This window comes from Elizabethkingia bruuniana, from assembly GCF_002024805.1.
Taxonomy (GTDB): domain Bacteria; phylum Bacteroidota; class Bacteroidia; order Flavobacteriales; family Weeksellaceae; genus Elizabethkingia; species Elizabethkingia bruuniana.
Genome location: NZ_CP014337.1, coordinates 710,374 through 734,503 on the forward strand (window position 1 = coordinate 710,374; position 24,130 = coordinate 734,503).

The 24,130-nt window shown below is 35.5% G+C and carries 22 protein-coding genes; 12 read left to right on the top strand and 10 right to left on the bottom strand.

Going from position 1 to position 24,130, the window contains the following annotated elements; all coding sequences use genetic code 11:
- Positions 1-53: 53 nt before the first annotated feature.
- The 4 genes from AYC65_RS03440 to AYC65_RS03450 form a co-directional block, all read right to left on the bottom strand.
- Positions 54-1,430, bottom strand: coding sequence for a sensor histidine kinase (locus tag AYC65_RS03440; protein ID WP_034869749.1), 1,377 nt, complete (start codon positions 1,428-1,430; stop codon positions 54-56).
- A gap of 12 nt (positions 1,431-1,442) precedes the next feature.
- Positions 1,443-2,144, bottom strand: a complete 702-nt coding sequence (locus tag AYC65_RS03445; protein ID WP_034869747.1) for a response regulator transcription factor — start codon at positions 2,142-2,144, stop codon at positions 1,443-1,445.
- Positions 2,145-2,373: 229 nt separating this feature from the next.
- Positions 2,374-2,496: a hypothetical protein gene (locus tag AYC65_RS21170; protein ID WP_021347971.1), complete on the bottom strand. Its 123-nt coding sequence runs from the start codon at positions 2,494-2,496 to the stop codon at positions 2,374-2,376.
- A gap of 44 nt (positions 2,497-2,540) precedes the next feature.
- Positions 2,541-2,969 carry a hypothetical protein gene (locus AYC65_RS03450; protein WP_034869746.1) on the bottom strand — a complete coding sequence of 143 codons (429 nt, stop codon included), beginning with the start codon at positions 2,967-2,969 and terminating at the stop codon, positions 2,541-2,543.
- A 313-nt stretch (positions 2,970-3,282) separates the two neighbouring features.
- On the opposite strand from AYC65_RS03450, the gene AYC65_RS03455 reads away from it, so the two are divergent.
- The 6 genes from AYC65_RS03455 to AYC65_RS03480 all read left to right on the top strand — a co-directional run bounded on the left by AYC65_RS03455 (position 3,283) and on the right by AYC65_RS03480 (position 12,312).
- Complete coding sequence (locus AYC65_RS03455) at positions 3,283-5,511, top strand: alpha-L-fucosidase (protein ID WP_034869745.1); 2,229 nt, start codon at positions 3,283-3,285, stop codon at positions 5,509-5,511.
- A gap of 260 nt (positions 5,512-5,771) precedes the next feature.
- Complete coding sequence (locus tag AYC65_RS03460; protein ID WP_059333791.1) at positions 5,772-8,759, top strand: SusC/RagA family TonB-linked outer membrane protein; 2,988 nt, start codon at positions 5,772-5,774, stop codon at positions 8,757-8,759.
- A gap of 12 nt (positions 8,760-8,771) precedes the next feature.
- Positions 8,772-10,466, top strand: a complete 1,695-nt coding sequence (locus AYC65_RS03465; protein WP_034869743.1) for a RagB/SusD family nutrient uptake outer membrane protein — start codon at positions 8,772-8,774, stop codon at positions 10,464-10,466.
- A 229-nt stretch (positions 10,467-10,695) separates the two neighbouring features.
- A complete protein-coding gene (locus tag AYC65_RS03470; RefSeq protein ID WP_034869742.1) occupies positions 10,696-11,451 on the top strand; it encodes an SDR family oxidoreductase in 756 nt (251 codons plus the stop codon).
- Positions 11,452-11,519: 68 nt separating this feature from the next.
- Positions 11,520-11,867, top strand: a complete 348-nt coding sequence (locus tag AYC65_RS03475) for a hypothetical protein (RefSeq protein ID WP_034869740.1) — start codon at positions 11,520-11,522, stop codon at positions 11,865-11,867.
- A gap of 22 nt (positions 11,868-11,889) precedes the next feature.
- The gene (locus tag AYC65_RS03480; protein WP_052114683.1) at positions 11,890-12,312 is read left to right on the top strand and encodes a hypothetical protein; all 423 of its coding nucleotides are present in this window, start codon (positions 11,890-11,892) and stop codon (positions 12,310-12,312) included.
- A 494-nt stretch (positions 12,313-12,806) separates the two neighbouring features.
- Here the strand turns inward: AYC65_RS03480 and AYC65_RS03485 are convergent, their stop codons facing one another.
- The 6 genes from AYC65_RS03485 to AYC65_RS03510 form a co-directional block, all read right to left on the bottom strand.
- The gene (locus AYC65_RS03485; protein WP_034869739.1) at positions 12,807-14,012 is read right to left on the bottom strand and encodes an NAD(P)/FAD-dependent oxidoreductase; all 1,206 of its coding nucleotides are present in this window, start codon (positions 14,010-14,012) and stop codon (positions 12,807-12,809) included.
- A 73-nt stretch (positions 14,013-14,085) separates the two neighbouring features.
- On the bottom strand, positions 14,086-14,601 hold the full coding sequence (locus AYC65_RS03490; RefSeq protein ID WP_034869738.1) for a hypothetical protein: 516 nt from the start codon (positions 14,599-14,601) through the stop codon (positions 14,086-14,088).
- A gap of 31 nt (positions 14,602-14,632) precedes the next feature.
- Positions 14,633-15,097: a hypothetical protein gene (locus AYC65_RS03495; protein ID WP_034869737.1), complete on the bottom strand. Its 465-nt coding sequence runs from the start codon at positions 15,095-15,097 to the stop codon at positions 14,633-14,635.
- A 351-nt stretch (positions 15,098-15,448) separates the two neighbouring features.
- Positions 15,449-15,931 (bottom strand): DUF4822 domain-containing protein, encoded by a 483-nt coding sequence (locus AYC65_RS03500; protein ID WP_021347959.1) that lies wholly within the window; start codon positions 15,929-15,931, stop codon positions 15,449-15,451.
- Between the two features lie 178 nt (positions 15,932-16,109).
- Positions 16,110-16,709, bottom strand: coding sequence for a hypothetical protein (locus tag AYC65_RS03505; RefSeq protein WP_034869736.1), 600 nt, complete (start codon positions 16,707-16,709; stop codon positions 16,110-16,112).
- Between the two features lie 39 nt (positions 16,710-16,748).
- Entirely contained in the window at positions 16,749-17,369 is a 621-nt protein-coding gene (locus AYC65_RS03510; RefSeq protein ID WP_021347957.1) for a Crp/Fnr family transcriptional regulator, read from the bottom strand.
- 709 nt (positions 17,370-18,078) lie between these two features.
- Here AYC65_RS03510 and AYC65_RS03520 point away from each other — a divergent pair.
- The 6 genes from AYC65_RS03520 (at position 18,079) to AYC65_RS03540 (ending at position 23,603) form a co-directional block, all read left to right on the top strand.
- Entirely contained in the window at positions 18,079-19,293 is a 1,215-nt protein-coding gene (locus AYC65_RS03520; protein WP_234300234.1) for a tetratricopeptide repeat protein, read from the top strand.
- A gap of 8 nt (positions 19,294-19,301) precedes the next feature.
- Positions 19,302-19,496, top strand: coding sequence for a LuxR C-terminal-related transcriptional regulator (locus AYC65_RS21025; RefSeq protein WP_234300235.1), 195 nt, complete (start codon positions 19,302-19,304; stop codon positions 19,494-19,496).
- A gap of 500 nt (positions 19,497-19,996) precedes the next feature.
- Positions 19,997-20,230, top strand: a complete 234-nt coding sequence (locus AYC65_RS03525; protein WP_031257562.1) for a hypothetical protein — start codon at positions 19,997-19,999, stop codon at positions 20,228-20,230.
- Positions 20,231-20,328: 98 nt separating this feature from the next.
- A complete protein-coding gene (locus AYC65_RS03530) occupies positions 20,329-20,985 on the top strand; it encodes a porin family protein (RefSeq protein ID WP_034869733.1) in 657 nt (218 codons plus the stop codon).
- 729 nt (positions 20,986-21,714) lie between these two features.
- Positions 21,715-21,897, top strand: coding sequence for a hypothetical protein (locus AYC65_RS03535; RefSeq protein WP_034869731.1), 183 nt, complete (start codon positions 21,715-21,717; stop codon positions 21,895-21,897).
- Positions 21,898-21,914: 17 nt separating this feature from the next.
- Entirely contained in the window at positions 21,915-23,603 is a 1,689-nt protein-coding gene (locus AYC65_RS03540; protein ID WP_090346980.1) for a fibrobacter succinogenes major paralogous domain-containing protein, read from the top strand.
- Positions 23,604-24,130: the final 527 nt, after the last annotated feature.

A 24,130-nucleotide genomic window follows, 5' to 3' on the forward strand; every position in this document is an offset into this window, starting at 1 on the left:
AAAAACGATATAATTTAAAATCCCTTTAGAGTCAGACTTTAAAGGGATTTATTTTATATTTTCTGTATTCCGGATGTGTGGAAAATGACTGTAAAAGAGGTTTTATCGTGTACCGATGTTACCTGTATTTCTGCATGATGGAGATGAATAACTTTTTCAGTGAGAAATAAACCTATTCCATGGCCTTTTTCGGTTTTGGAATTTTCGCTTCTGTAAAAAGGCTCGAAAATATGTTGCAGATCTTCCTTTGCTATGGTAATACCTGTATTGGTGAAATCAATATGAAGGTCTCCGGAATTTATGGTAACATTTACAGTGCAGGAATACTCCGGAGAATATTTGCAGGCATTATCGATAAGATTATTAAATGCTACACGCAACAGATATTCATTTCCCTGCATAGTTAGTTGTTGTTCCTCAACAGCATCATCAATATGAAGTGCTACTTTATATTTTGGATTTTCCTTTATTGTTCCTGAATAGGATTCCAGAAGAATTTCATCGAGCCGTACTTCAGAAAAACTGATCTCATTCGGATCATAGCTGGCTTTAGCCAGATCCATCAGGCTATCGGACAGACGTGTCATATTACGGGCATCTTCCAAGGCAAGCTTTATTGTCTGCTGGTATTCCATCCCGCTAAGCTCCTTTTCAGAAGCCAGTTCCAGCTCTGCTATAATAGCTGCAAGAGGTGTGCGAAGCTCATGCGATATATTGGATACGAAATACTTTTGAGCATCGAAAGAGTTCTCCAGTCGTTCCAGCATTCCGTTAAAGCTTTGTGCGAGCTCATTTAATTCGTCTTTTTCTTTGGTTGTTTTTAGTCTTAGCTGAAGTTTTCCTGCGGTAATATTTTTTACCTGACTCACCATTTCACTTACCGGATTCAGTGCCTTACTTGCAAAGAAAATCCCTGCGAGATAAACCAGAATAAGGATAATAAAAAATGCGATAATGCTAACTGTCAAAAGATTTGTAACATAGACATGGCCATATTTGTCATAAGAAGCGGCTGTAACTGCATATGTTTTCCCGGCATAATTATACGTAATTCCGATGACCTGTAGATTGTCCAAAAAAAAGCTGGTCTTTTTCTTTTTAAAAATGCCGGAAAGCATTTCAGAATTTTCCTTTACATAATCTACTTTTGCATCATCATGATAAATAAGATCATAACCAGAATCGTAAATAGCTACCTGGACTTCATTTAATGTCCTGTTGTTGTTTCTGTATAATTTGTGCATTTCTTGTTCAGAAAGCGAACTCTTAAAAAACAAATCAGCTTTAGCTATAGCCTCGTTCTGCAACTCACCATAGAACGATTTCTCCCGGGCCTCTTTAGAAGAATAGTATACTGTAATACTGTAAACACTTAGAAGCATTGCAGTAACCAGTGTGAAAAGTAAAGTAAGCCGGGTCCGTATTTTCATTTTATAATGTTTTTATGAAATATCCGATTCATAATCCTTTTTCAGAATAAAGCCCATACCGGCCTTTGTATGAATAAGTTTTACTGGAAAATCCTTGTCTATTTTTTTACGCAGGTAGTTGATATATACGTCGATAAAATTGGTGCCGGTATCAAAATGTGTTTCCCATACTTTTTCAGCAATTTCAATTCGGGAAAGCACACGTTCCGAGTTTTCAAGCATAAACTTCAGAAGGTTAAACTCTTTGGGTGTTAGTTTGATCGAAATTTTATCCCTGCTTACAATTTTTTGTTCCAGATTCATTTCGATGCCTTCATACCGCAATACAAATACTTTTTGCTGCTGTTGTTGCGAAAAGCGTTTTAGTAGTACTTTTATTCGGGCTACAAGCTCACGCATTTCGAAAGGCTTGGTAAGATAATCATCTGCCCCGGCATCAAAACCTTCCAGTTTGTCGTCGGTAGTACCCAATGCTGTAAGCATTACTACAGGCAGATTAGGTTTTAATGCTTTTATTTCTTTGCAAAAATCCAATCCATCCTTTTTGGGCAAAACGATATCGGTAACGACCAGATCAAAATCTTTTTGCATAGCCAGTTTCATTCCTGTCATACCATCGTATGCTGTACTGACTTCAAATTCGGCTTCCTGTAAGCCTTTTGTAATCAGTCTGGAAAGTCTGTCATCGTCTTCTATGAGTAAAATATTTGGCATAAGACTGTGGTTATTGTGTTACCGACATTGCAAATATCACGAAACCTGCAGAAAGAAACAAGGATCAAGCGTTCGAAGTTTAGCTGTAGCGTTGTATATGAAGTGGATTGTAATCAGGACAAACCATTAAATTTATTTGAAAGAGAAAAAGCTACTGCTTATCAAAAAAATAAATGAAAGATTAAGTGTAAAATTTAGCAGTAGCCTTTGATATAATTCTATGGATGTTTTATTCCTGATATTCCTGTGTATTTCTCATAAACAGGAAGTCCAGAAACCGATCGCATGTTTTAAAAATATTGTATACTACCATGAGTATAATTAATTTGAAAATATTTTGCTTTTCTGTCATGATTCTGATTTTTAAAGTTATTAAACAGAAAGTTGTCAGACTATTTACTTCTTTTCAGGAATATTTACTGTAACCTCTACATATTTACTGCTTTGGTCACTATCCCTCCCTGCCCAGAATTTCCATGTATATTCCCCTGCCTGAGTCGGACGAAAAGTAAATTCGTGCTTCTTCTCTTCCTTTTTGTCAGTACACTGCTTTCCGTAAATCTGTGAACCAATTACCCCTACATTCGTTATATTATTCATATTCTTCAATATTCGGAATTGGGTAAATGACTGACAGGTATTGCTGGTATTATAAGTAACCTGTAACTTGTTAATTTCTCCTACGGGTTTTATTTCTGTTGCCTCTACATGCGCAGCAGTAAGATAACCATAGGTAATATTATCCCGTTTTTCAATATCGGAGCAGCTTATAAAACATATACCTAAGTATACCGTAACAAATCCAGGTTTCAGGAAATTTAGCATAAGTGATTTGATGTTCTTTTATAAGATGCATATTTTTTCTAATGGTTGCGTCTGTATTTAAAATTATTAAAGAGCATCTATATTAGCTATATTATTTCAGGTTTTAATATGAATTTTGCGTAATACACTTAGTGTTTATATACTACACGAATCCTACATTTAGTATATACGGACAAATAATTAGATATTTTTTTTGCATATTCTATATTATTTTCTAATTTTGATATAGAAGAATCAATAAAAGTGGAGAAACAATAAAAAAATAATAATATGAAATAGAAACTATAACAACCATCGAAAACTAAAACCAACCATGAAACTTAAAACCTGTATCACCTCTCTGGCTTTGCTGGAAGGACTTGTCTGTATATTTGCGCAGAATGCCAAAATTATACCGGCTAATACTATTGTAATAGCTCCTACAGACAGTAAAGAGCTTATTATAGAAAAAGCAGCTCATGTAGTTCCTACAAAAAATCAGCTTGATGCCTTGCGCAATGAATTCATTGCTTTTATACATTTCGGTCCCAATACTTTTACACGTATGGAGTGGGGCAACGGAATGGAGGATCCCAAAATATTTGATCTGAAAGAACTGGATACTGACCAGTGGTGTAAATCGTTAAAGGATGCCGGAATGAAAATGGTTATCCTAACAGTAAAACACCATGATGGATTTGTGCTGTGGCAAAGTCGTTATACCGATCACGGGATTATGTCTACAAACTTTCAGAAAGGACAAGGAGATATACTGCGGGATCTTTCCAAGTCTTGTCAGAAATATGGTTTAAAATTAGGATTATACTTATCACCTGCCGATTTATATCAGATTGAAAATCCCAAAGGTCTTTATGGTAACCTTAGTCAATATACCAAAAGAACTATTCCCCGTGAAGTTCCGGGAAGACCTTTTTCCAACAAAACTAAATTTGAATTTGAAGTCGATGATTATAATGAATATTTCCTGAATCAGCTCTTCGAAATTCTTACCGAATATGGACCAATACATGAAGTCTGGTTTGACGGCGCTCATCCTAAAACGAAAGGAGGGCAGAAATACAATTACGAAGCCTGGAAAAAAGTAATACATACATTAGCTCCTAAGGCTGTAATATTTGGTCAGGGTGATGTCCGCTGGTGTGGCAACGAAGCCGGAGTGACCCGAAAAACTGAATGGAATGTATTGCCGTTTAACAATAAGGATTTAACAGAAATCACAGGATTGACAGACTGGGAGGAAGATAATATAGGAAGACGTGACCGGTTATATAATGGGCATTTCTTGCATTATCAACAGGCTGAAGTAGATACATCCATTCGGGAAGGTTGGTTCTATCGGGATGATGTTTATCAGAAGGTAAGAAGTGCAGATGATGTATTTGATATTTATGAACGCTCTGTAGGTGGAAATTCAACATTTATACTTAATGTTCCGCCAAACAGAGAAGGAAAGTTTTCGGATCAGGATGTAAAAGTGCTGAGTGAAACCGGAAAAAGGATACGGGAGACTTATAGCAAAGATCTTTTGACAAATGCTAAAGGCCCTAAACAAGTTCTGGATCATAATGATACTACCTATTCCTTACTGAACAATAATCAGCTTATTATAGAAACTCAGGTTCCTGTAACATTTAACCGAATAGTTTTGCAGGAAGCAGTATCTACACATGGTGAACGTGTGGAAAGCCATGCTGTGGATGCATGGATAGACGGAGTCTGGAAAGAATTAGCTACAGCTACCAATATAGGATATAAGCGTATTCTGCGCTTCCCCGAAGTTACAACCCGAAAAATAAGGCTGCGTATATTGCAGGATCGAGGTAATGTTGCTATTAGCAGTGTTTCTGCTCACTATTATAAAATGAGACCACCACAACTCACTATTTCACAGGACAAAACAGGAAAGGTTTCTATAGAAGAAAAGAAACAGCCTTTTGACTGGAAAGTTCAGGATAAAAAAGAAGCAAAAGAATCTAATAAAGATTTTGATATCTACTATACTACAGACGGTTCCGAGCCTGGTGCTAATTCATTGAAATATAACGGACCATTTGAAAAAGAACAAGGAACAGTAAAGGCTGTCGCTATCCTGAAAGGAGAACGGGGAGCTGTACAAACCGAGGCCGTTAGTATTGCTAAAAACAAATGGAAACTTGTCGAAACTAAAGAAGGAACAAAGAATCATTCTGCTGAAGCAGCTTTTGATGCAAATCCTAAAAGCTTCTGGCAATCGACAAGTCAGATGCTTCCGCAAAGTCTAAGTATAGACCTTGGAAGTCTCTACACTTTAACTGGTATGGCATATACACCACAAACTGCATTTGGTGGTGGAATGATGGCTAAAGGTAGTATAGAAGTGAGTATGGACGGAAAGAAATGGGAATCTGCATCTGCTTTTGAATTCGGAAACCTTGTGAATGACCCTTCCAAGAGGAGCCTTTATTTTAAACAGGCTGTCAAGGCCCGTTATATAAGGGTGACAGCTCAGGAAGTTGCGGGGAATTCACAGGCACTGACGATTGCTGAACTCGATTTCTTTTAATCACAAAACCTGATTGTACAGAACAATATCTTCTTCTGTATAAAACATGCTAAACAGATTCGTTAGTATAAATGAATACTAATGAACTTACGAATGTTTATTTATGATATTCAGATTTGATGTCATAGCCAATGCTGCATCATTTCAGAAAGTAATAAAACGATAATTTAAGAGGTGTATTAGTGCTCTAATCGGTAATGATAACAGAGCACAGATGTACTTGTCTTAAAAACTAAATACCAAACTCAAATAACAAAAATATGAAAACACTAACCTGTCGGGCTTCTTACAGCCCGGGGGTTGCTATAGCGTTTTTCCTGTGCTCTTTTGGCGGAGTACAGATGCTTAGCGCACAGCAAACCCCATCTAAAAAAGAAATTCAGAAAAAGAAAGATTCAACCAACAAAACGAAGGACATTGACGAAGTCGTTATTGTAGGTTACGGTAAACAGAAGAAAGTTAATCTTACCGGAGCTGTTGCTTCTGTTTCTGCAAAGCAACTCGAAAGTCGTCCTATTACCAATATAGGGCAAGGGCTTCAAGGTTTAATTCCCAACCTTAATATTAATATGGCTGGAGGAAAACCCGGACAAGGATCAACTTTTAATATCAGGAGGACAACTTCTATTAATGGTGGAGATCCGCTAATTCTGGTAGACAATGTGCAGATGGACCCTAACCTGATTAACCCTGCAGATGTAGCTACAGTAACAGTATTAAAAGATGCAGCTTCTACAGCTATTTATGGTGTGCGGGGAGCCTATGGTGTGGTACTTATTACTACTAAAACGGGTAAGAAGAATGCACGTATGGCTGTAAGTTATAACTACGACTATACTCTAAGCCGCCCCACAAAGATTTTTGGTACTATGAATTCCGTTGACTACATCAAAAGCCATATGGAAGCTAGTGCTACAGGAGCTGCAACCGGAGCGGGAGCTGCATCTTCTCCTTTTACAGCTGAAGATTTACGCAGAGCCGAATATTTTATGCAACATCCTTCTCCTGAAAATGCAGTTTATGTAGATCCGGGAAATCCAAGACTTTACAGGTATACCGGAAATACAGATTGGGTAAAAGCATTGTACCCAAGCTGGGCGCCGCAAATGTCGCATAATTTATCATTGAGTGGAGGTAGTGATAAAACAACCTATTATGCATCATTAGGATATCTGGATCAGGCCGGAACTTTAGAGGCTTCTAAACAAAAATTTCAGAAGTACAATGTTTCATTTAAATTAGATTCTGAACTGGCTCCATGGCTGGATGTGAATACCAGAATTACTTTTAACAGAACGGATAATAATGATCCTGCAAGTGTAAGTTATGGAAGTGCGGAACTGATTAAAAATGATTTGAGACCGCTTATGCCAATTAAACATCCGGATGGACACTATTCCGGGCAAGGCGGATTTACCAATCCACTTGCTATTCTGGAATATAACGGACGTAATATTACAAAAGACAATGATATCTGGCTTACCGGGGGAATCAACCTGAAGCCGATGAAGCATGTAAATATTATTGCGGATTATACCTGGAATAACTATACCTATAATCGTACTACCAATACAAAAGCTTTTAATGAATATGGAGCTAACGGAGTTTTGCTGGGTGTTTATCCATGGACAACGCCGGCTAGGGTTACCGAAGAAAATTTTAATGACCGTTACCAGGCTATCAATGCCTATGCTCAGTATGAAAATACATTCGGAGGGAAGCATTATATAAAAGCGATGGTGGGATATAATCAGGAACTGAAGCAATTCAAAAGTGTTAATGTAAGTGTTAAAAACCTTGTTAATCAGGATTTGCCCTCTATTAATCTGAACTATGATCCTAACCCTATAGTTGGAGGAGGAATCAATGATTGGGCGGTTGCAGGATCTTTCTCCAGAATTAATTATGTATACGATGAAAAGTATTTGTTTGAAGTAAACGGACGTTATGACGGAACTTCAAGATTCGCAAGAGATCACCGTTATTCTTTCCAACCTTCAGCATCAGTGGGGTGGCGAATTTCTAAGGAAGGATTCTTTAACCCCTTGAAAAAGGTGATAAATGAACTAAAAGTAAGAGCATCCTACGGAACTTCTGCCAGCCAGAAATTAGGAAGAAACAGAGGTGATAATAATTACCCATATCTGGCTACAATGGGTGTTAATTTAGGTAGTTACATCTTCGGGACAGAACAGAAACCTTATATTAATGCTCCCGGGCTTGTAAGCTCTAACTTTACTTGGGAAAAGGTAACTTCCCAAAACCTAGGTATTGATTTTTCCTTATTAAACAACAAATTGTCCGGAAGTTTTGACTACTATATCCGGGATACCAAGGATATGTTGTATGCCGGAGCTGCTGTACCTGCGGTGTTGGGCACCGGAGTACCTCTTCAGAATTCTGTAGACCTCCGCAACAGAGGATTTGAGGCCAGTCTTATCTGGAAGGATAGGGTTGGTGAAGATTTCCGATATTCGGTAACATTAGGTTTATCAGATTACCAGGCACGTATTACCAAGTTTGGGCAAAACCCTAACGGAAACATCGGAACATATTATGTTGGCCAAAAATTAGGTGAAATATGGGGGTATGAAACAGATGGCTATTTTAAAACAGATGCTGATGCGCAGAACTGGAATCAAAAATTTCTTTTCGGAGGTCAATGGCTGGCCGGAGATATTAAGTATAAAGACCTGAATGGAGATGGTAAAATTGACCAAGGTGATAATACGCTTTCTAACCCGGGCGACCGCAGGATAATAGGAAACAGTACACCGAGATATCAATATAGCATTAATCTGGATTTTCAATATAAGAATTTCGACATGACTATCTTCTTGCAAGGGGTAGGAAAGGCTGACTGGATGCCGGGTGGAAACGCCTTTTGGGGATATACCAGCGAATGGGATGTGCCAACACAAGCACATGTGGGACAATTTTGGACGCCAGATAATACCAATGCCTATTTTCCGAGACTTAGATTTGGTGGCGGCGGAAATTTCCAGACCCAGACCAAGTACCTTCAGAGTGCCGCTTATCTGAGAGCAAAACAAATAACGATAGGTTATACACTTCCACAGGAAGTTTTGGAGAGTATAAAGCTTAAGTATTTGAGGCTTTATATTACCGGACAAAACCTGTTTACGTTTACCAGTATGTTCAAAAATTTTGATCCGGAGTACCTCCTTTCGGGAGCTACTTATCCAATTAGTAAATCTATTTCATTTGGAGCTCAGCTTCGTTTTTAAAAATTTAATATCATGAAACTAAATAAAAAACAATTGATTTATACGGCTGCTATTGCAGCTCTAATTAATATGTCTTCTTGTAAGAGGGACGAACTTCTGGACAGGTCTCCACAGGATAAATTGACTGAAGATGTGCTTTTTAAGACTGAAAATGATTTGAAGCTCTATACCAATCAATTTTATACAAGCTTACCGGTAGAGTTTTCTGATCAGGATTCTCAATCGGATAATCAGGTTCCAAATAGTATTAACAGTTTTCTGGCGGGAACAGATCAGGTTCCGGGTTCAGGTGGTGGATGGTCCGCTGGTGATTGGTCTAATATTAGAGCCTGTAATTATTTTTTAAGAAAAAATGCGGATCCACAATTAGGGCAAGATATAAAAAACAGATACAATGCAGAGGTTAGGTTTTTCAGGGCGATGTTTTATTGGGATAAAGTGGTTCGATTTGGTGATGTTCCTATATACGAAACTGACCTGAACGAGACTTCACCGGAATTATATAATCCAAGAGACCCACATAAAAAAGTAATGGATTTTGTATTAAAAGATCTTGATTTTGCAATAGCAAATCTAGGGGAACCAACAACTGAAAACAGAGTGCATAAATATGCAGCTTTAGCTTTGAAGTCAAGAATTGCCCTATGGGAAGGAACTTTTAGAAAATACCATAATCTGGGAGATGCTGAAGTATTTTTACAAGCGGGGGCAGATGCTTCGCTTCAGGTTATAAATTCAGGTAAATATGAAATTTATTCTACCGGCAAACCTGATGCTGACTATAATAGCCTGTTTATTCAGGATGATCTGTCTAAAAATAAAGAAAGTATTTTGTCCAGAATATACATTACCAATATCAGTACAACCAATTATAGCAGAGGGGCTGGTAATGGAAATGGATACAGTAAGTCTTTAATCGAAAGTTATCTGTGTACAGATGGGAAGCCAATTTCTGTTTCACCATTGTATGCCGGCGATGATACACCGGAAAATGAAGTGAAAAATAGAGATCCCCGGTATCCGCAGACAATTGCTACACCAGGTTTTGTTATTACAATCAATGAAAATGGCTCAACTGCCAAACTGGAGAGGCCTAATATAGGAACCAGTGCTACTTCTACAGGTTATCAGATTATAAAAGGAAGATCCTCGGATGTAAAATTACAAAATGCCAATCAGGATAATATAGACCACTTTATTTTCCGCTATGCTGAAGTTTTACTAAACTATGCAGAAGCCAAAGCAGAATTGGGGCAGCTTACTCAGGATGTACTGGACATGTCTATTAATAAATTAAGAAAACGTGTAGGCATGCCTGATATGTCATTGGCTAGCCTTACTGCCGATCCCAATACACCTTTTCCGGGAATTAGCCTGCCACTTCAGGAGATTAGAAGAGAACGCCGTGTTGAATTGGCAGGAGATGGCTATCGTTTCAAAGATTTGTTAAGATGGAGAGCCGGAGAGCTGATTAATAATTCTAAAACAATAACGGGAATGAAGCTTACAGATGCTTATAAAGCAACTTACCCGAAAGATGCCAATGGTAATTCGCAGGTAGATAATGTACTGCGGGATGCACAGGGCTATGTTCGTGTATATCCTAATATTACAGCAAGAGCATGGGACAATAAAATGTATCTGTACCCATTGCCTAAAGATCAGTTATTGCTGAATAAGAATTTCAAACAAAATCCAGGCTGGTAATTTTATACAAGGACTAATAATTACAGAGAGAGGGAAGCGTCGATATGATGGCTTCCCTTTTTTATATACTACATACGTTCTACATGTGCTGTAAATAAGTTGATTAATTGCTTTAGGTGAATTTATTTGATTCAAATTGTTTTTATATTTGATAAGTTCCGAAAAGTTCACCATGAATTATGGGTGAGTATTATGCACTTTTGTAACACTAATTTCAAATATACATATGATGTCAAAAAATGATTTAAAAAACAAAGTAGTTTTAATTGCAGGTGGTGCGAAAAATCTTGGTGGATTGTTAAGCCGTGATTTTGCAGCTAAAGGTGCAAAACTGGCAATTCATTATAATAGTGATGCTACAAAAGCCGATGCCGAAAAAACGCTTGCAGATGTTCAGGCAGCAGGAGCTGAAGCATTTCTGTTCCAGGGTGATCTTACAAAAGTAGAAAATATTACTAAGTTGTTCGATGAGACGGTTTCCAGATTTGGGGGTGTAGATATTGCAATTAATACCGTAGGTATGGTACTGAAAAAACCGTTTACAGAAACAACAGAAGCTGAATATGATCAGATGTCCGATATCAATTCCAAAGTAGCCTATTTCTTTATCCAGGAATCAGGTAAAAAGTTAAATGATAACGGAAAGATCTGTACTATTGTAACTTCTCTTTTGGCAGCTTATACAGGCTTGTATTCTACTTATGAGGGTATGAAAGCTCCAGTAGAACATTTCACAAGAGCAGCTTCTAAAGAATTTGGTGACAGAGGTATTTCTGTAACTGCTGTAGCGCCAGGGCCTATGGATACTCCTTTCTTCTATGGACAGGAAAGCTCGGATGCTGTAGCTTATCATAAGTCGGCTTCAGCTTTAGGTGGCTTAACGGATATTAAAGATATTGCTCCGCTGGTGGAATTTCTGGTAAGCGACGGTTGGTGGATTACCGGGCAGACTATTTTTGCCAATGGAGGCTATACAACAAGATAACTAATCCAGGAACAGAAAGCTCTTCAATTTTTTAATTAGGAGTTTTCTGTTTTTAATTCCTGAAAATTATGGTACTAAAGATTATAAATGCGATTCTTATTTTATTTGCTGTATTTATGGGATTTAAGCAAGGATCGGCTATGTTTACAGGAAAACCTGAAATGCTGGAAATGTTCGGAAAATGGCATATTGGAAAATCCGGGGTTATGATAAACGGATTGGTTACTATGCTCTCTGCAGTATTAATTCTTTTTCCAAAAACTTTTGTATGGGGAAATTTTCTCATGGCCGCCGGTATATTACTTATTATTTGTTTTCAGATTTCAGACAGGGATTTTAAAGGAGCACTTATAGAGTTACCATTCCTGTTGCTTAATCTGCTAATTATTTATTTACAGCATCCTTTGAAAAATTAAAAGTGCTGAAAATCTAAATGTTATGAAAGCTTTATTCATTTGTAGTCTGTGCCTTTCTTTTACAGGTTATGCACAGAAACAGAACTCAGAATCACCTATAAAACAACAATTCCCAAAAACACACATGATGGATTTATCAAAAATTACAAACAAACAAGTGAAAAATGCTATTGAAGCCTTGCAAAGCGGGGATACGAAATTGTATTCATACTTTACGGAGAACCCCGAAATGACGGACGATGGCCATAGGATAGAATTTAAATCTTTTTTTGCCAAAGCACTGGGGAATGAAAAATTTCTGAGCATAGATAAAGTAGAAGATGATGGGAAAACCTTATATGGAAATTTTAAAGCCGGACAGTGGGGGACATTTCGTGTATTTTTTAAGTTTCATCAAAATGCAAATGGAAAGTTCGAAAGACTAGATATAGGTCAGGCAAATTAATTTCCGAATATAGTATAGGACATTATATAGTGCTGTATCTCAAATATTTTTTTCTTAACAGTTCTTAATGTCTCAAAAGTGAAAAATGAAAAGTAAATATTTTTTGTATTCTGATTATGCCCTATTTTAGGGCTTTTCTTTTATTTATTTTTAAATTCTCTATTCAGGGAGATATGTGTTTTATATTAAATTTTTCTTAATACTGTTGTGTATGTTAAAATAATTTGTACTTTTGAAGTGAATAAATTTTTTTTATAAAATTTTTTGTGATTTGGTAGGTCCCGAGCAATCGGGACCTTTTTTGTTTACATTTGATATATAACGTTTTACAGGACTTGGAACATCCATTTTTGGTATTTAATGTTTCGGTTAATAATTACCTGATAAAAATGTGTTTTCATAATTCGGATCCTTCAATGATTTACTTCCGTAAGGAAATAAAATATTCAATATTATTCTCTAAAATAAAAGGATTTCCGGGTTTATGTATTGATTTATCTATGAAATCTAAACCATTCTGTAAGTTTATGTTTTTTTCCTTTTAACCAGGAAGAAACCATTTCCATACCCACTACTGAAAATGTGATACCATTGCCTCCAAAACCTAATACAAAATAAGTGTTTAGAAAATCTTTGTGTTCTCCAATATAAGGCAGACCATCTTTAGTAGTTCCAAAAGTTCCTGCCCATGCAAAGTCAGATTGAAACTCTGTAAGAGGTAAATATTTTTGAAAAGAGTGTAGAAGCTTTTGCTCCTTGTCAGTAATTAGGCTATCCCTTTTTTCAGGATCACGAAACGCCTCATCTTCACCACCTATTAATATTCTTCCGTCATCAGTTGTTCTTAGATAGATGTAAGGATCTTCCGTATTCCATACCAATAGATTATTGAATTTCTTATATTTTTCAGGCTTAGCTTCAGAAACTATAGCATAGGTACTGATTAGTTTTACAAAGTTTTCTTTAATCATATTGGTGCTTTCGTAACCCGTACAGTATATAATTTTTTTTGCTTTAATAGTAGCTTCTGTATTCAATATTACCTCATTGAATGTTTTACCGGATTTCACTTCCTTTAGCTCTGTTCGATCATATATTTGCAGCCCTTTCTTCTGATTGTATGCTAGTATTTTATGAACCAGCATAAAGGCATCAATACTTGCTCCTTGCGCAGAAATAATACCTCCAAAAGTTTTCTCTATTCCATATTGTTTTAGAATACTGTCTGCACTTAGCCATTTTACATCGAAACCTGCATTTCGGCGGGCTTCAAATTCTTTTTGCAACCACTGTACATCTTTCTTTCGTGCAGCAAAATAAAGAGACTTTTTCTTTTTATAACCTGCTCTGGTATGGATTTGTTTTACAATATCTTCTATTGTATCAATACTATCCGAACATGCTTTATAGCTTGCAATGGCTCCTTCATCACCAATCATCTCCGATAGTTTGTATAAGGGGATATCAATTTCATATTGTAGCATAGAGGTTGTTGCAGAAGTACTTCCGTTGGCAATTTCTCTCTTATCTATCAGAATAGTATTATAACCATCTTTAATACATTGATGAGCAATAAGACTTCCGGTAATACCACCACCAACAATTAATACATCGCAAGTTTTGTCCTCCATCAGAGATGGGAAAGACTGAATTAATCCGTTTTTAATTAGCCAAAATGGCTCATTTGATTTTAAATCCATGCTGACAGAATAGATTTATATTGTGATTTTAAGATGTGCCTGTATGTAAATTTAATGAATTTATAATTGATAACTATCTGATTATCTTCTTATATTTTGGACGTTTCTTTATTTTCTGTTTTGTCTCTTTAGCTGGAAAACCTTTTGCTTCGGGGGGATTAGATTTTGTTGCTATTGCATCAATAGTGGAAGGGGTTTCTTCATATAATGGGGTTAGCTCTACAATGTTATTATTTTCCTTAAAATAATAAGATCCGGACAAGATTTTAGGTTCTTCACAATCCGGGCTCATAGCTCCGTCACTGGTTGAAAGTTCAATAATATTGTTTTCCCTTACACGATAAAGTCCCAGGGCATTATAACATGAAATACCAGTCTGATAATTGAAATTATCTTCAAATTGTATAAAATGAAACTTAGCCCGCTCTTTTGATAGGTTAATCCATTTTGCCTTTACAAGGATAGCTTTACCATTAGGAGCAATATGGTCTATTTTCCAGGTCGTTTTTATAAACGGGTTATATTGGGCATAACTTACAGGAAGCATTGTCAGTATAATCAATATAAGATATATTATGAATTTATTCATAGTAATAGTGTATGAAAATGGGTAAACCCATTTATTTTCTTTTTATAGAAAACAGCACTTTATCCCTCATTGAATCTTTATTATTAGAAAAATAAAGTCCGGTTGGTGTTGCTTCCAGTAAGACTTCATTTGCAGAATACGTACCATCATTATTATTTTCAATTATACTATATATGATTTTGCCTTGTTTAAAATTCGGACTTATAGTACAATTCATATTCGTAATCTCAGTTTTCCTCATGGTGCCTAATTTGTCAGTTTCACTAATGCTAAAGTCCAGTGTGCGCTTCTGTGGATTAATGAAAAATATAGCTTTTACGGGCTTTTCCGTTTTATCTTTTGTGAAGATCATTTTATCCGAGCTTAGTTTTAGTACTTGCAGGCATTGTTTTGGGTAAGGTATTTCAGGCGTAGTGTTTTGTGCAGATAGTTTCCCAATTCCCATAATCAGCAGGAATAATAAAGGCGACAAGGATTTGAAGATATTGTATTTCATAATAGGTGTTTTAGCTATAGCTAAAGTTAAGCAGAATTTTTATTTAGTATATCACTGAAAATAAAAAGTCCGGTTATTATAACCGGACTGTGGCTTCAAATTAGTTTCACATTCATACCAACAGATAAAGCCAATTTTTTATAAAAGTGACCAGCCTCCCGAAGTTAGCTGATCACGAAACACAAATGAATGATGAAAATTTTATGTAAAATTCTCTCCGCTGTATTGATAAAAGTATGTTATCATCTGAATAAAATTGCTTATGAAATATATTGGAATATCTATGTTGTATGAGTAGATTATTAGTTGAAAAGCGGAGAGAATAGATTTTATTTGTATGATATTTCTGTATTACGGATTTATTGTAATTGGCTCCTTATGATTGGTAGGAGTGTGGATAATATCATAATAAACAGTTTTATCATCAGCATTTGGATAAACCCTGTAAGTAAACTCAGCTTTCGTTAGTACCGTAATGTCCACCACGCGTGTAAATATTACTTCACCATTAGCATTTTTAGCTACAATGGTTCTGGTTTTTCCATCAGGAGATACAGACCAGTCGCCTCGCATCTTTGGAGAGTCATCCAGATTATACATGGTAAAAGTTCCGTTGTCTTTGAAATAAGCAAAACCTACAAAATTGATAACGTTAGGATCGTTAAGATCTACTTTGCCACCGGCAGCGTCTTTAGCTCCTGTAGTTTCCCATGGTGTAGATGCCAGAATCTGGCTTGGCGTTAGCGGGATGTCTGTATTGTTATCATTGTCACGCGAACATGAGATTAAGACCATGGCCAGCGCTGCTGCCCAAACTAAAAATAACTTCTTCATAGTTTTAAAATTTAAATTGATTAAAAGAGACGAGTATTGCTACTCTTATTATTGTATGATTATTTGTGTTTGTATCTTGAATACAAATATGTAATTAAATTATATTGGCATTGGTAACTATTGTTACACTATATCATTTATATAAATATATATTCAGAGATCTGAAGAACAGTACTTTCTATGCAATCGACACCAGTTTTGTACTTTTTGTCAGTTTCTTTAGTAGCCCGTAAAATCTGTTTACTTTTCTTAGCTCCAAGTATAATAATAGACCTGCAATTCCGGTTGAGATAAATAAACCTGCCATTACAAAATTTACAGGAAGCTCCAGAGTGTCAGGGCCGGCAATCAGTATTACAGAAAAAATAACTCCGGTAATACTTGCAATACCTATATTGCCCCAATCAGCATGTTCGTGCTTTTTAAGATCCCACGCAGCGCCCAGTAAAATACCTGAACGAAGCAAAGAAGCTAATCCTGTAACGTATACAGAAGGTTCTGATACAGTAATATAAATTCCTGTTAGCAGTATTAATAATCCGAATAAAAGATAAAGCCCCCAGCCATTAATAAGCTTGTAATTCTGAACAGAGAAAATGCTCAGAGATAAACCTGATGCTATAAAAAGAATTCCGGGAATCTGAGAAGATGCTATCTGATTTTCTATTAAAAGACTAAGCATATAAAAGCCTGTAAGTATTGATCCTGTACTGGTAACTAATGGGAATAAAATATTTCTTAATGATGAATTTATAGTAGTATTGAATGAATCTGACATAATATATATTTAAAGTGAAAAATGGAAATGTTGTTTTTTCTATATCAGTGTAATCTGATTTCTGTTGAGCTTCAAAACTCCTTTTTCTTCTAATTGTTTCAACAGGCGGGAAATAACTACACGTGATGTAAGTAGCTCATAAGCTAGTTGTTTGTGGGTTATTGGTATTACTCTGGATCGTGTTACTTCAGCTTTGTTTTTTAGTAAATACAGCAAACGTTCATCAGTTTTTTTATACGCATAATCTACTACATTAATAAGGTCTTCATAATGCTTTATGAAAAGTAGAAGAATGTAGTCCAGCCACTGTGGATGCTCTTTTATAAAGAGCCTGGCTTTTTGAATAGGGAGAAAATAGATTTCAGAGTCCTCCTCTGCTTCTACCCGCAGACTACTGGTAATATTGTATATGCTTCCCCAAAACGGAAGGATACAGGTTTCTCCTTTTTTTACGTAATACAGAAGGATTGCTTTATCCTCATTTTCTCTGCGTACGATCTTCAGAATACCTTTAGTAACTACAGGTATAGATAGTGTATAAGCATTTTCCTTCAGAATAACACTTCCAGCTTTGTAGCTTTTTTTTATACTATTTTCATATAGTTTTTTAATTAATTCAGGAGATGATTTAAACGCTGGTATTTGTTGTAAGTTTTCCATTTTTGTGTTTTTTATTTTCTAATGCTTACCAGATATGTTTAAAGCTTGTATAAACAAGTGTAATTGTTACTCTTTTTAACCGTAGAGGCAGTTCATCAGAAAAGGAGGTAGTTGAGAAGTTTTTTAATGTATGTATTGCTAAGAGTAATATGTTGCCAGTGACCTGTTATTGCTTTTTAGTAATTGCTTGTAAAGCAATATTGCTTTCTTCATTTTTAGCGTTGTTATTTGGACTAAAGGATGATATGGCTAATAAAAATAGAAATATAAGGACCACCCATATCGTAATAAATTTCACTTCATTTTTCATATTCATTTTTTTTAAATAATTGTTATTGTGTTTATGAACTTGCAAAGCTGATATTAAAAGCTGGTGCTTTTTGTAACATATGTTACGTATCTGGTATTTTTTAATCGATCTAAAATTTGCTGCCTTTGGAGGTGTGAATATTTTGTTTTTCTGGTACAAATCTATTTCCGTTATCATGAAAAACTTTTACTGCAATTGTACTTCATCTGTTTAATGTGCTGTAATACAGTTTCTTGACTTTTGGTGTAACGTATAGATGAAGTGAAAAGGGGAATCTTGTTTGAGAGAATTATTATCAATTTTCATTGCTTCTGAAGATGGGATATTATTTGGAAAGCAAAATTTGAAAACTTTGAATCATAATTCTGTTTATCTTTAATCGTTGTAAAATCATCACTAATGCCTGGCAAAATTTCTTCGATAAAGATTTTATTATTATTTCTTATTCTGCTGCTTCAAAAATATCCGGCTCAGGATTATTCCTTTTTTCCCGAGCCTATAAAAAAGACCTTTGAATATTATGATAAGGGAGAACTGGCGAAGGCAATGGACTTTAATGTTAAAGCTCTGGAAAAATATAAAAAGCTAAATGATAAAGACGGAATTATTACAGCATATACCAATATTGCATCATTGCTGTTTTCTGTAGACAAACTGAAAGAAAGTATGCATTACCTTGATAAGGCCGGGGAGGAAATGAAAGGAAGCAAGAATCCTTTATTTCAGACAAGGTTCTATGGTGAGTATGCACGGATTTATACCAGGTTGGGCTTACAAAAACAGTCCAATGAAAGTTTTGAGAAAGCTATAGATTATGCTAAAAAGATACCCAACGAAAAGCAAAAGACCTTTTCTTTATTTTCCATTTATACCTGGAAGCGCCTTAATTTTCTCAATCAGCAGGATTCTCTGAGAAATATAGAGAAAAAACTAATCCGTATTATGCCCAGTGCTATTACTTATAGCAAAATCGCCGATGGTTTTATCGACAAAAGAATTCAGCTGGATTCAGCTGCTTATTATCTGAACAAAGCAGACGCTGCTCCGGATTACAATAGTATGGCAGTAAGTGGAATTACTCTTTTTAGTTACGGAAAATTGTACCAGGTAAAAGGAGATTATCATCAAGCTTTGGAATATTATCTGAAATCTGTTTCGGCTTTGCAAAAGACGGAATTCAGGACGTATACCAGAACTGCTTTCGATTCCATTTCCAATACTTATGGCTATCTTAATAATGCTGAGAAATCCAATGAGTATCTGAAAAAATATAAAGCCATAAATGACACTATAAAAAATGAAGAAAAAGCTGCGGTAAATATTGTTGTAAACAAATTACTTCAACAGGAAATGCAAGAGAAACAAAAACAAAAAAAGAACTTGTATTTTATATTCTCCGGCTTTGTAGTATTAGTTCTTATTATCATTTATGCTATCCTAAGGTTTTATCGGACAAAACAACTGAGAAAAGAAAACTTACTGGAACAACAGACAATGGAAAATATGCAATTGAAAAGGCAATTGGACGGTTCTGTCGATCAGATTATAGAATTAGCAAAAACCAATAGCCCCTTTTTCCTGACGCGCTTCCGGGAAACCTATTCCGATTTATAGATCAGTTATTGTCCCATCAATCTAATCTTACAGACTACGACTTAAAATTGGCTGCTTTTATAAAACTGGGGCTTAATACCAAGGAAATTGCCCAGTATGAAAATGTCTCGTTACGGACTGCTGAAAGCAGAAAATACAGACTTAAAAAGAAGCTGAAGTTAGATTCCGAAACCAGTCTTAACAAATGGATACTGGAACTTTGAGACCATTTAAGGTATGATAATACTATAATGCTTTAACAGATAAGAAGTAGGTGGAAATCCGGGTTTTTAAAAGCTTTAATGCAATTTAAAACTAAAAATGTTGTAACATATGTAACAGAAACCATAAAACTTATCCATTAATATTGCAGTTAAAAGTAGAATACATTATACCAATATTTTTTCATAAACATGTTTATCTATAAATGAGAGTCCTGAGAAATCAGGACTCTTTTAATTAATGGGTATAACAATGAGCTTTTATAGTAGGCTGATTTTGTGCTACCCTATTGTTACTTCAATTGTTTTGTAAATGATTGTTAATGTGTTGTTTGTGGATTTGAAGTGTAATTGTAGTAGATTGTTTTGAGGAGCTTTGATATAGTTTTGCAGATGCAACGAAGTACCGGTGAATTGATTCTGAACAGACCTAACTATACAACAACCGATTGTATGTACCCATAAACACAGACCATAATAAAACAACAACAAATAGAAAACCGATGAAAGAAAATGCTACTGAGTATAATTACTTATTAGGAAAAAGTAAAAGAGATGTGTTATCATATCTAGGGGAAGGGTTTAATTTCTATCCCGATAATATATGGATTTATGATATAGATAAAACATGGTGGGGAAGGTGTACCTCATTATTGTTAAAGTTTGATGGTTTTAAGGTTAAAAAAATAAGCCTGATCAGTTCTTTTGGAAAAATAAAGCACGAGAAGTACAGATAATATCAATCTATCATAGGCATTATCTTTTAGCCAATTCTTCTATTGATGGGGCTTTGACTAAAATAACAGAAGTATATAAAAAATAATCAATATCAATTATGAAAAAAACAATTTTAGTATTCGCTCTGGCTATATCTGCATTTTCATATGCACAAACAGATTCAGACGGAATCAGATTTGGTATTACAGCAGGAGTAAACCGTTCCGGCGTTAGTAATGCCCACAGACCTTCAGGTCCACGGTATAATTTTCAGGCCGGGGGATTAGCGCTTATACCGATTAGCAAAACCCATCAGCTTTTCTTACAGCCCGAAGTGTTATATCACGGTGCGGGAGAAACAGGAAAAGATCCTGATTTTAAAGGACAGGATGGTTATAATGCATTGTATGCCAACAATTATATAAGTGTACCTGTATATTTCAAAGCCTATTTTTCAAAAAAAGCTTCATCATTTTTTGCAATGGCAGGACCCAGATTTAATTTCCTGATCGATCAAAATGTAAAGAATATCCCGGCAGGCAGGCCGTGGTACGATCCTGATTATAGTGATCCTAACGGATTAAACGGAAAAGCTGCAAGTCTGAACTTTGCAATAGGTTTAGGTGTAGGATACAGCATCAACAGAGATTTCGAAATTGTTATTAAACATGATGTGGGTCTTTCCAATACTTATAAAGGCTTAATGAATGAACTCAGTAACCGAAATAAGTCAGAACAGGTTTTCAGTGTAGGAGCCACCTATATCTTCAGGTAATCCGAATCTGTAATATTTTCACCTCAACTAAATTATGAAGTATAGGTACATACCGGATAGGATAGTAAGACAGGAGAACAACAGGTATGTACCCTGCTTTTAAAATAGTTTTTCATAGATCTGTTTTATGATTTAGTTGTGAGTCCCGGGAAACCGGGACTTTTTTATGAACTATTATTAATGTAGTATTCACGGTATTGTATCATTATTTAGTCTAAGACATAATTAGCATATAAGTTTTATAGAAATAATACAGATGTGGAGTTTCTAAATGCTTACAGATTTATGGGATTCGTATAGAAAAAGAATAACAAAAACTATCCTAATGCAGACTCAGCAGACAGCTTTCTAAATAATGAATTTCGGATTCATGACAACATAGTAATAGAAAAAGATAAAGAATTAAATAAAGAATAGAGAGCTCATAACATGATTTCCGACTTAGAAATTATACAAGTCTGCCGGCATGTTTAATCTTCAATATTAAACCATTATTCACAAAAAAATTAACAACCAGATATTACTTCATTATCACTTCTGCTGTTTTGTATATATCTGTTTTTCAGTATTTTAAAATTTTAAAGTATAATTACAGTACAAGATTTTTGGCACAACGGAGGTAGATTTGTAAACACAATACGGAAGGAAATAAATAATGTCTTTGTGTAACACTTGTTACAAAATTTCCTGAGTATTAATTAGAATTTCGCACAATTAAAATGAAAACAGATGAATAAAAAATCGAAAAAACAAAAGCAGAAATATGAAGCTCCAAAAATAGAAGTCGTACTTGTAAAAATGGAGCAGGGAATCGCTGCAGGATCAGCCAGAGTAAGTCCGCTGGATACCGCTAACGGTACTGTTAAAGACGAATGGGATACCGAAGATCAGTCAGGAACTATAGATTGGTAATTTAAAAACAAACAAAAATGAAGAATTATATAAAATTTTCCATAACAGGAATTATACTAAGTCTTGTTCTCTCATTAGCTATAGGTTGTCGTGGTACAAATGATTCTGTTGAAAGTGAACAAGGTCCGGCTTCAGTAAAGGTTATTTTAAAAGGTGAAGATTTTAGTGATACAGGTAATATTGGAGCACAGGCTTCTAGTGGAAGAAATAGTACTGATTCTGCAGCGGAGACAGAGCAAAGACAGGAGATTGCTTTAAAAAATAATAATGACTATAAAATAGTGGCAACACTTACGCCGGCGAAATCTGTTAATACTTCACAAGCGTCTTCCAAAGCAAATCTTATTGCAGCCACCGAAACCAATCCTTTACCCAATGGTACGAGATACAAAGTTGTTGTATTTGATAATAGTGGAAACTATCTTACAGAGCAGGATTATGTCAGTGGTCAGGCGGGTTCAGATATCACGGGATTAGATGGTGGCAGTGCTTATACTTTTATTGTTTATTCTATTGGCTCTTCTACAGATTTACCTATTGTGACCTATGTTGATCCACTCAATAAAACTTTAGCTACTGCATCAGTGAATAATGTATCAGGAGATAATGATCTGATGTACTTTTCTAAAACAATGACAGTTTCCGGAAATGGGACTAATTATTTAGATACGGTACTAAGACACCGGTTTAGCCAGGTCACCACAACAATAGATGCTTCCCCTACGCAAGTATTTACTATTACGGGGATTACAACACCTCAGATTTTTCCGCATTATAATAGCGCGTCGCTTAAATTGTCGGATGGAGGTGTAACGGCCAGTGGAAATACTAGTAGAAATTTAACATTTCCCACTCTTGGTACTGCAATTGCAACCGCAAATCCAGTGCTGATTAATCCACTGTTTGAAACTGCAAATCAAAGTGATATGGTGTTTTCTATAGCTAATTTAACACTACAGGCAAACGGAGCCAACCCTATTCAGATATCTCACCAGTTTGCCTTTTCACGCTTTAGGATAGGCAGGGGTATAAAATATAATCTTAATCTGGCTATTGTCCCGAATGACCAATATTTAACCTTCAGAGGTTATCCGGCAGTAAAAATAAATGGGATGATTTTTATGCGTCATAATTTAGGATCAAATTATTTAGCTGATCCTGATGTTCCAAGTCCTGATATTGTAGGGAATTATTACCAGTGGGGGAGAATTGCACCGGTTGCAAATGCGACCACAGGAACAGGACCTATTGCAGGCTGGGATAATACAACAGTTCCTCAGGCCAATGCATGGAATCTTGGCAGTCTCTCTGTTCCTCAGAAAAATCGGACAAATGATCCCTGTCCGGATAATTGGAGGGTAGCGAGTCGTGCAGAATTGGGATTTTTGGCAAATCCAGTTAATACAACTTATACTTATATAGGAAATACGCAAACTACAAGTACGAGTTCTGCAGCAGGTGTCTTTACCAGTAAATTTAATCCAAACGTAAAGGTTACCATGCCTTTTACAGGTTTTAGAAATGGTCCTGATGGTTCGTTTGCGATCAATGGAACTACTACCTCTGATATAGAAGGAGAATATTGGTCGTCCAGTCAAAATGTATTTGGAGTTTTTAGTGTAGGTGGTACAGGGTTCTTTTCAGCTGGTGGTGTCATAACTCAAAGAGGAATGCCTGTGCGTTGCGTAGCTACATATCCATACTAAAGTACATTTTCAGTGTATAACAGTTTAATTATAAAAATTTCATAACTCATTTGTTTGTGGAGGGTGGGTATATATCAATAAGAGTTATCCACCCTTTTTATAGAAATAAAATAATTATATAAATTCCAAAGTATTATCAGAAGTCTACGGAAGCTCATTGAATATCTTCATTATACTTTTGTTATTTACTTTTTGAGAATCTATAACAGGCAGCGGAGTTTGCCTGTTTTTTTATTATTGATTTTAAATAGTTTCTTAGTTTAAAGCATCATTAGGATATACACTTTTACAGAGTAATCCAGATGTGGGAATTCTAAATGCATTAGTACAGAAAAAGAACAACAAAGATTATTCTAATACATACTCAGCGGACATCTTTCTAAATAATGAATTTCGGATTCATGACAACATTAAGTAATGAAAAAAGGTAGGGTGGCTAAATAAAGAATAGAGAGCTCATAACATGATTTCCGACTTAGAAATTATACAAGTCTGCCGGCATGTTTAATCTTCAATATTAAACCATT

Coding starts and splice junctions, on each gene's coding strand:
- AYC65_RS03440 (WP_034869749.1), bottom strand. CDS start 1,430: ATGAAAATACGGACCCGGCTTACTTTACTTTTCACACTGGTTACTGCA.
- AYC65_RS03445 (WP_034869747.1), bottom strand. CDS start 2,144: ATGCCAAATATTTTACTCATAGAAGACGATGACAGACTTTCCAGACTG.
- AYC65_RS21170 (WP_021347971.1), bottom strand. CDS start 2,496: ATGACAGAAAAGCAAAATATTTTCAAATTAATTATACTCATGGTAGTA.
- AYC65_RS03450 (WP_034869746.1), bottom strand. CDS start 2,969: ATGCTAAATTTCCTGAAACCTGGATTTGTTACGGTATACTTAGGTATA.
- AYC65_RS03455 (WP_034869745.1), top strand. CDS start 3,283: ATGAAACTTAAAACCTGTATCACCTCTCTGGCTTTGCTGGAAGGACTT.
- AYC65_RS03460 (WP_059333791.1), top strand. CDS start 5,772: ATGAAAACACTAACCTGTCGGGCTTCTTACAGCCCGGGGGTTGCTATA.
- AYC65_RS03465 (WP_034869743.1), top strand. CDS start 8,772: ATGAAACTAAATAAAAAACAATTGATTTATACGGCTGCTATTGCAGCT.
- AYC65_RS03470 (WP_034869742.1), top strand. CDS start 10,696: ATGTCAAAAAATGATTTAAAAAACAAAGTAGTTTTAATTGCAGGTGGT.
- AYC65_RS03475 (WP_034869740.1), top strand. CDS start 11,520: ATGGTACTAAAGATTATAAATGCGATTCTTATTTTATTTGCTGTATTT.
- AYC65_RS03480 (WP_052114683.1), top strand. CDS start 11,890: ATGAAAGCTTTATTCATTTGTAGTCTGTGCCTTTCTTTTACAGGTTAT.
- AYC65_RS03485 (WP_034869739.1), bottom strand. CDS start 14,012: ATGGATTTAAAATCAAATGAGCCATTTTGGCTAATTAAAAACGGATTA.
- AYC65_RS03490 (WP_034869738.1), bottom strand. CDS start 14,601: ATGAATAAATTCATAATATATCTTATATTGATTATACTGACAATGCTT.
- AYC65_RS03495 (WP_034869737.1), bottom strand. CDS start 15,097: ATGAAATACAATATCTTCAAATCCTTGTCGCCTTTATTATTCCTGCTG.
- AYC65_RS03500 (WP_021347959.1), bottom strand. CDS start 15,931: ATGAAGAAGTTATTTTTAGTTTGGGCAGCAGCGCTGGCCATGGTCTTA.
- AYC65_RS03505 (WP_034869736.1), bottom strand. CDS start 16,709: ATGTCAGATTCATTCAATACTACTATAAATTCATCATTAAGAAATATT.
- AYC65_RS03510 (WP_021347957.1), bottom strand. CDS start 17,369: ATGGAAAACTTACAACAAATACCAGCGTTTAAATCATCTCCTGAATTA.
- AYC65_RS03520 (WP_234300234.1), top strand. CDS start 18,079: ATGCCTGGCAAAATTTCTTCGATAAAGATTTTATTATTATTTCTTATT.
- AYC65_RS03525 (WP_031257562.1), top strand. CDS start 19,997: ATGAAAGAAAATGCTACTGAGTATAATTACTTATTAGGAAAAAGTAAA.
- AYC65_RS03530 (WP_034869733.1), top strand. CDS start 20,329: ATGAAAAAAACAATTTTAGTATTCGCTCTGGCTATATCTGCATTTTCA.
- AYC65_RS03535 (WP_034869731.1), top strand. CDS start 21,715: ATGAATAAAAAATCGAAAAAACAAAAGCAGAAATATGAAGCTCCAAAA.
- AYC65_RS03540 (WP_090346980.1), top strand. CDS start 21,915: ATGAAGAATTATATAAAATTTTCCATAACAGGAATTATACTAAGTCTT.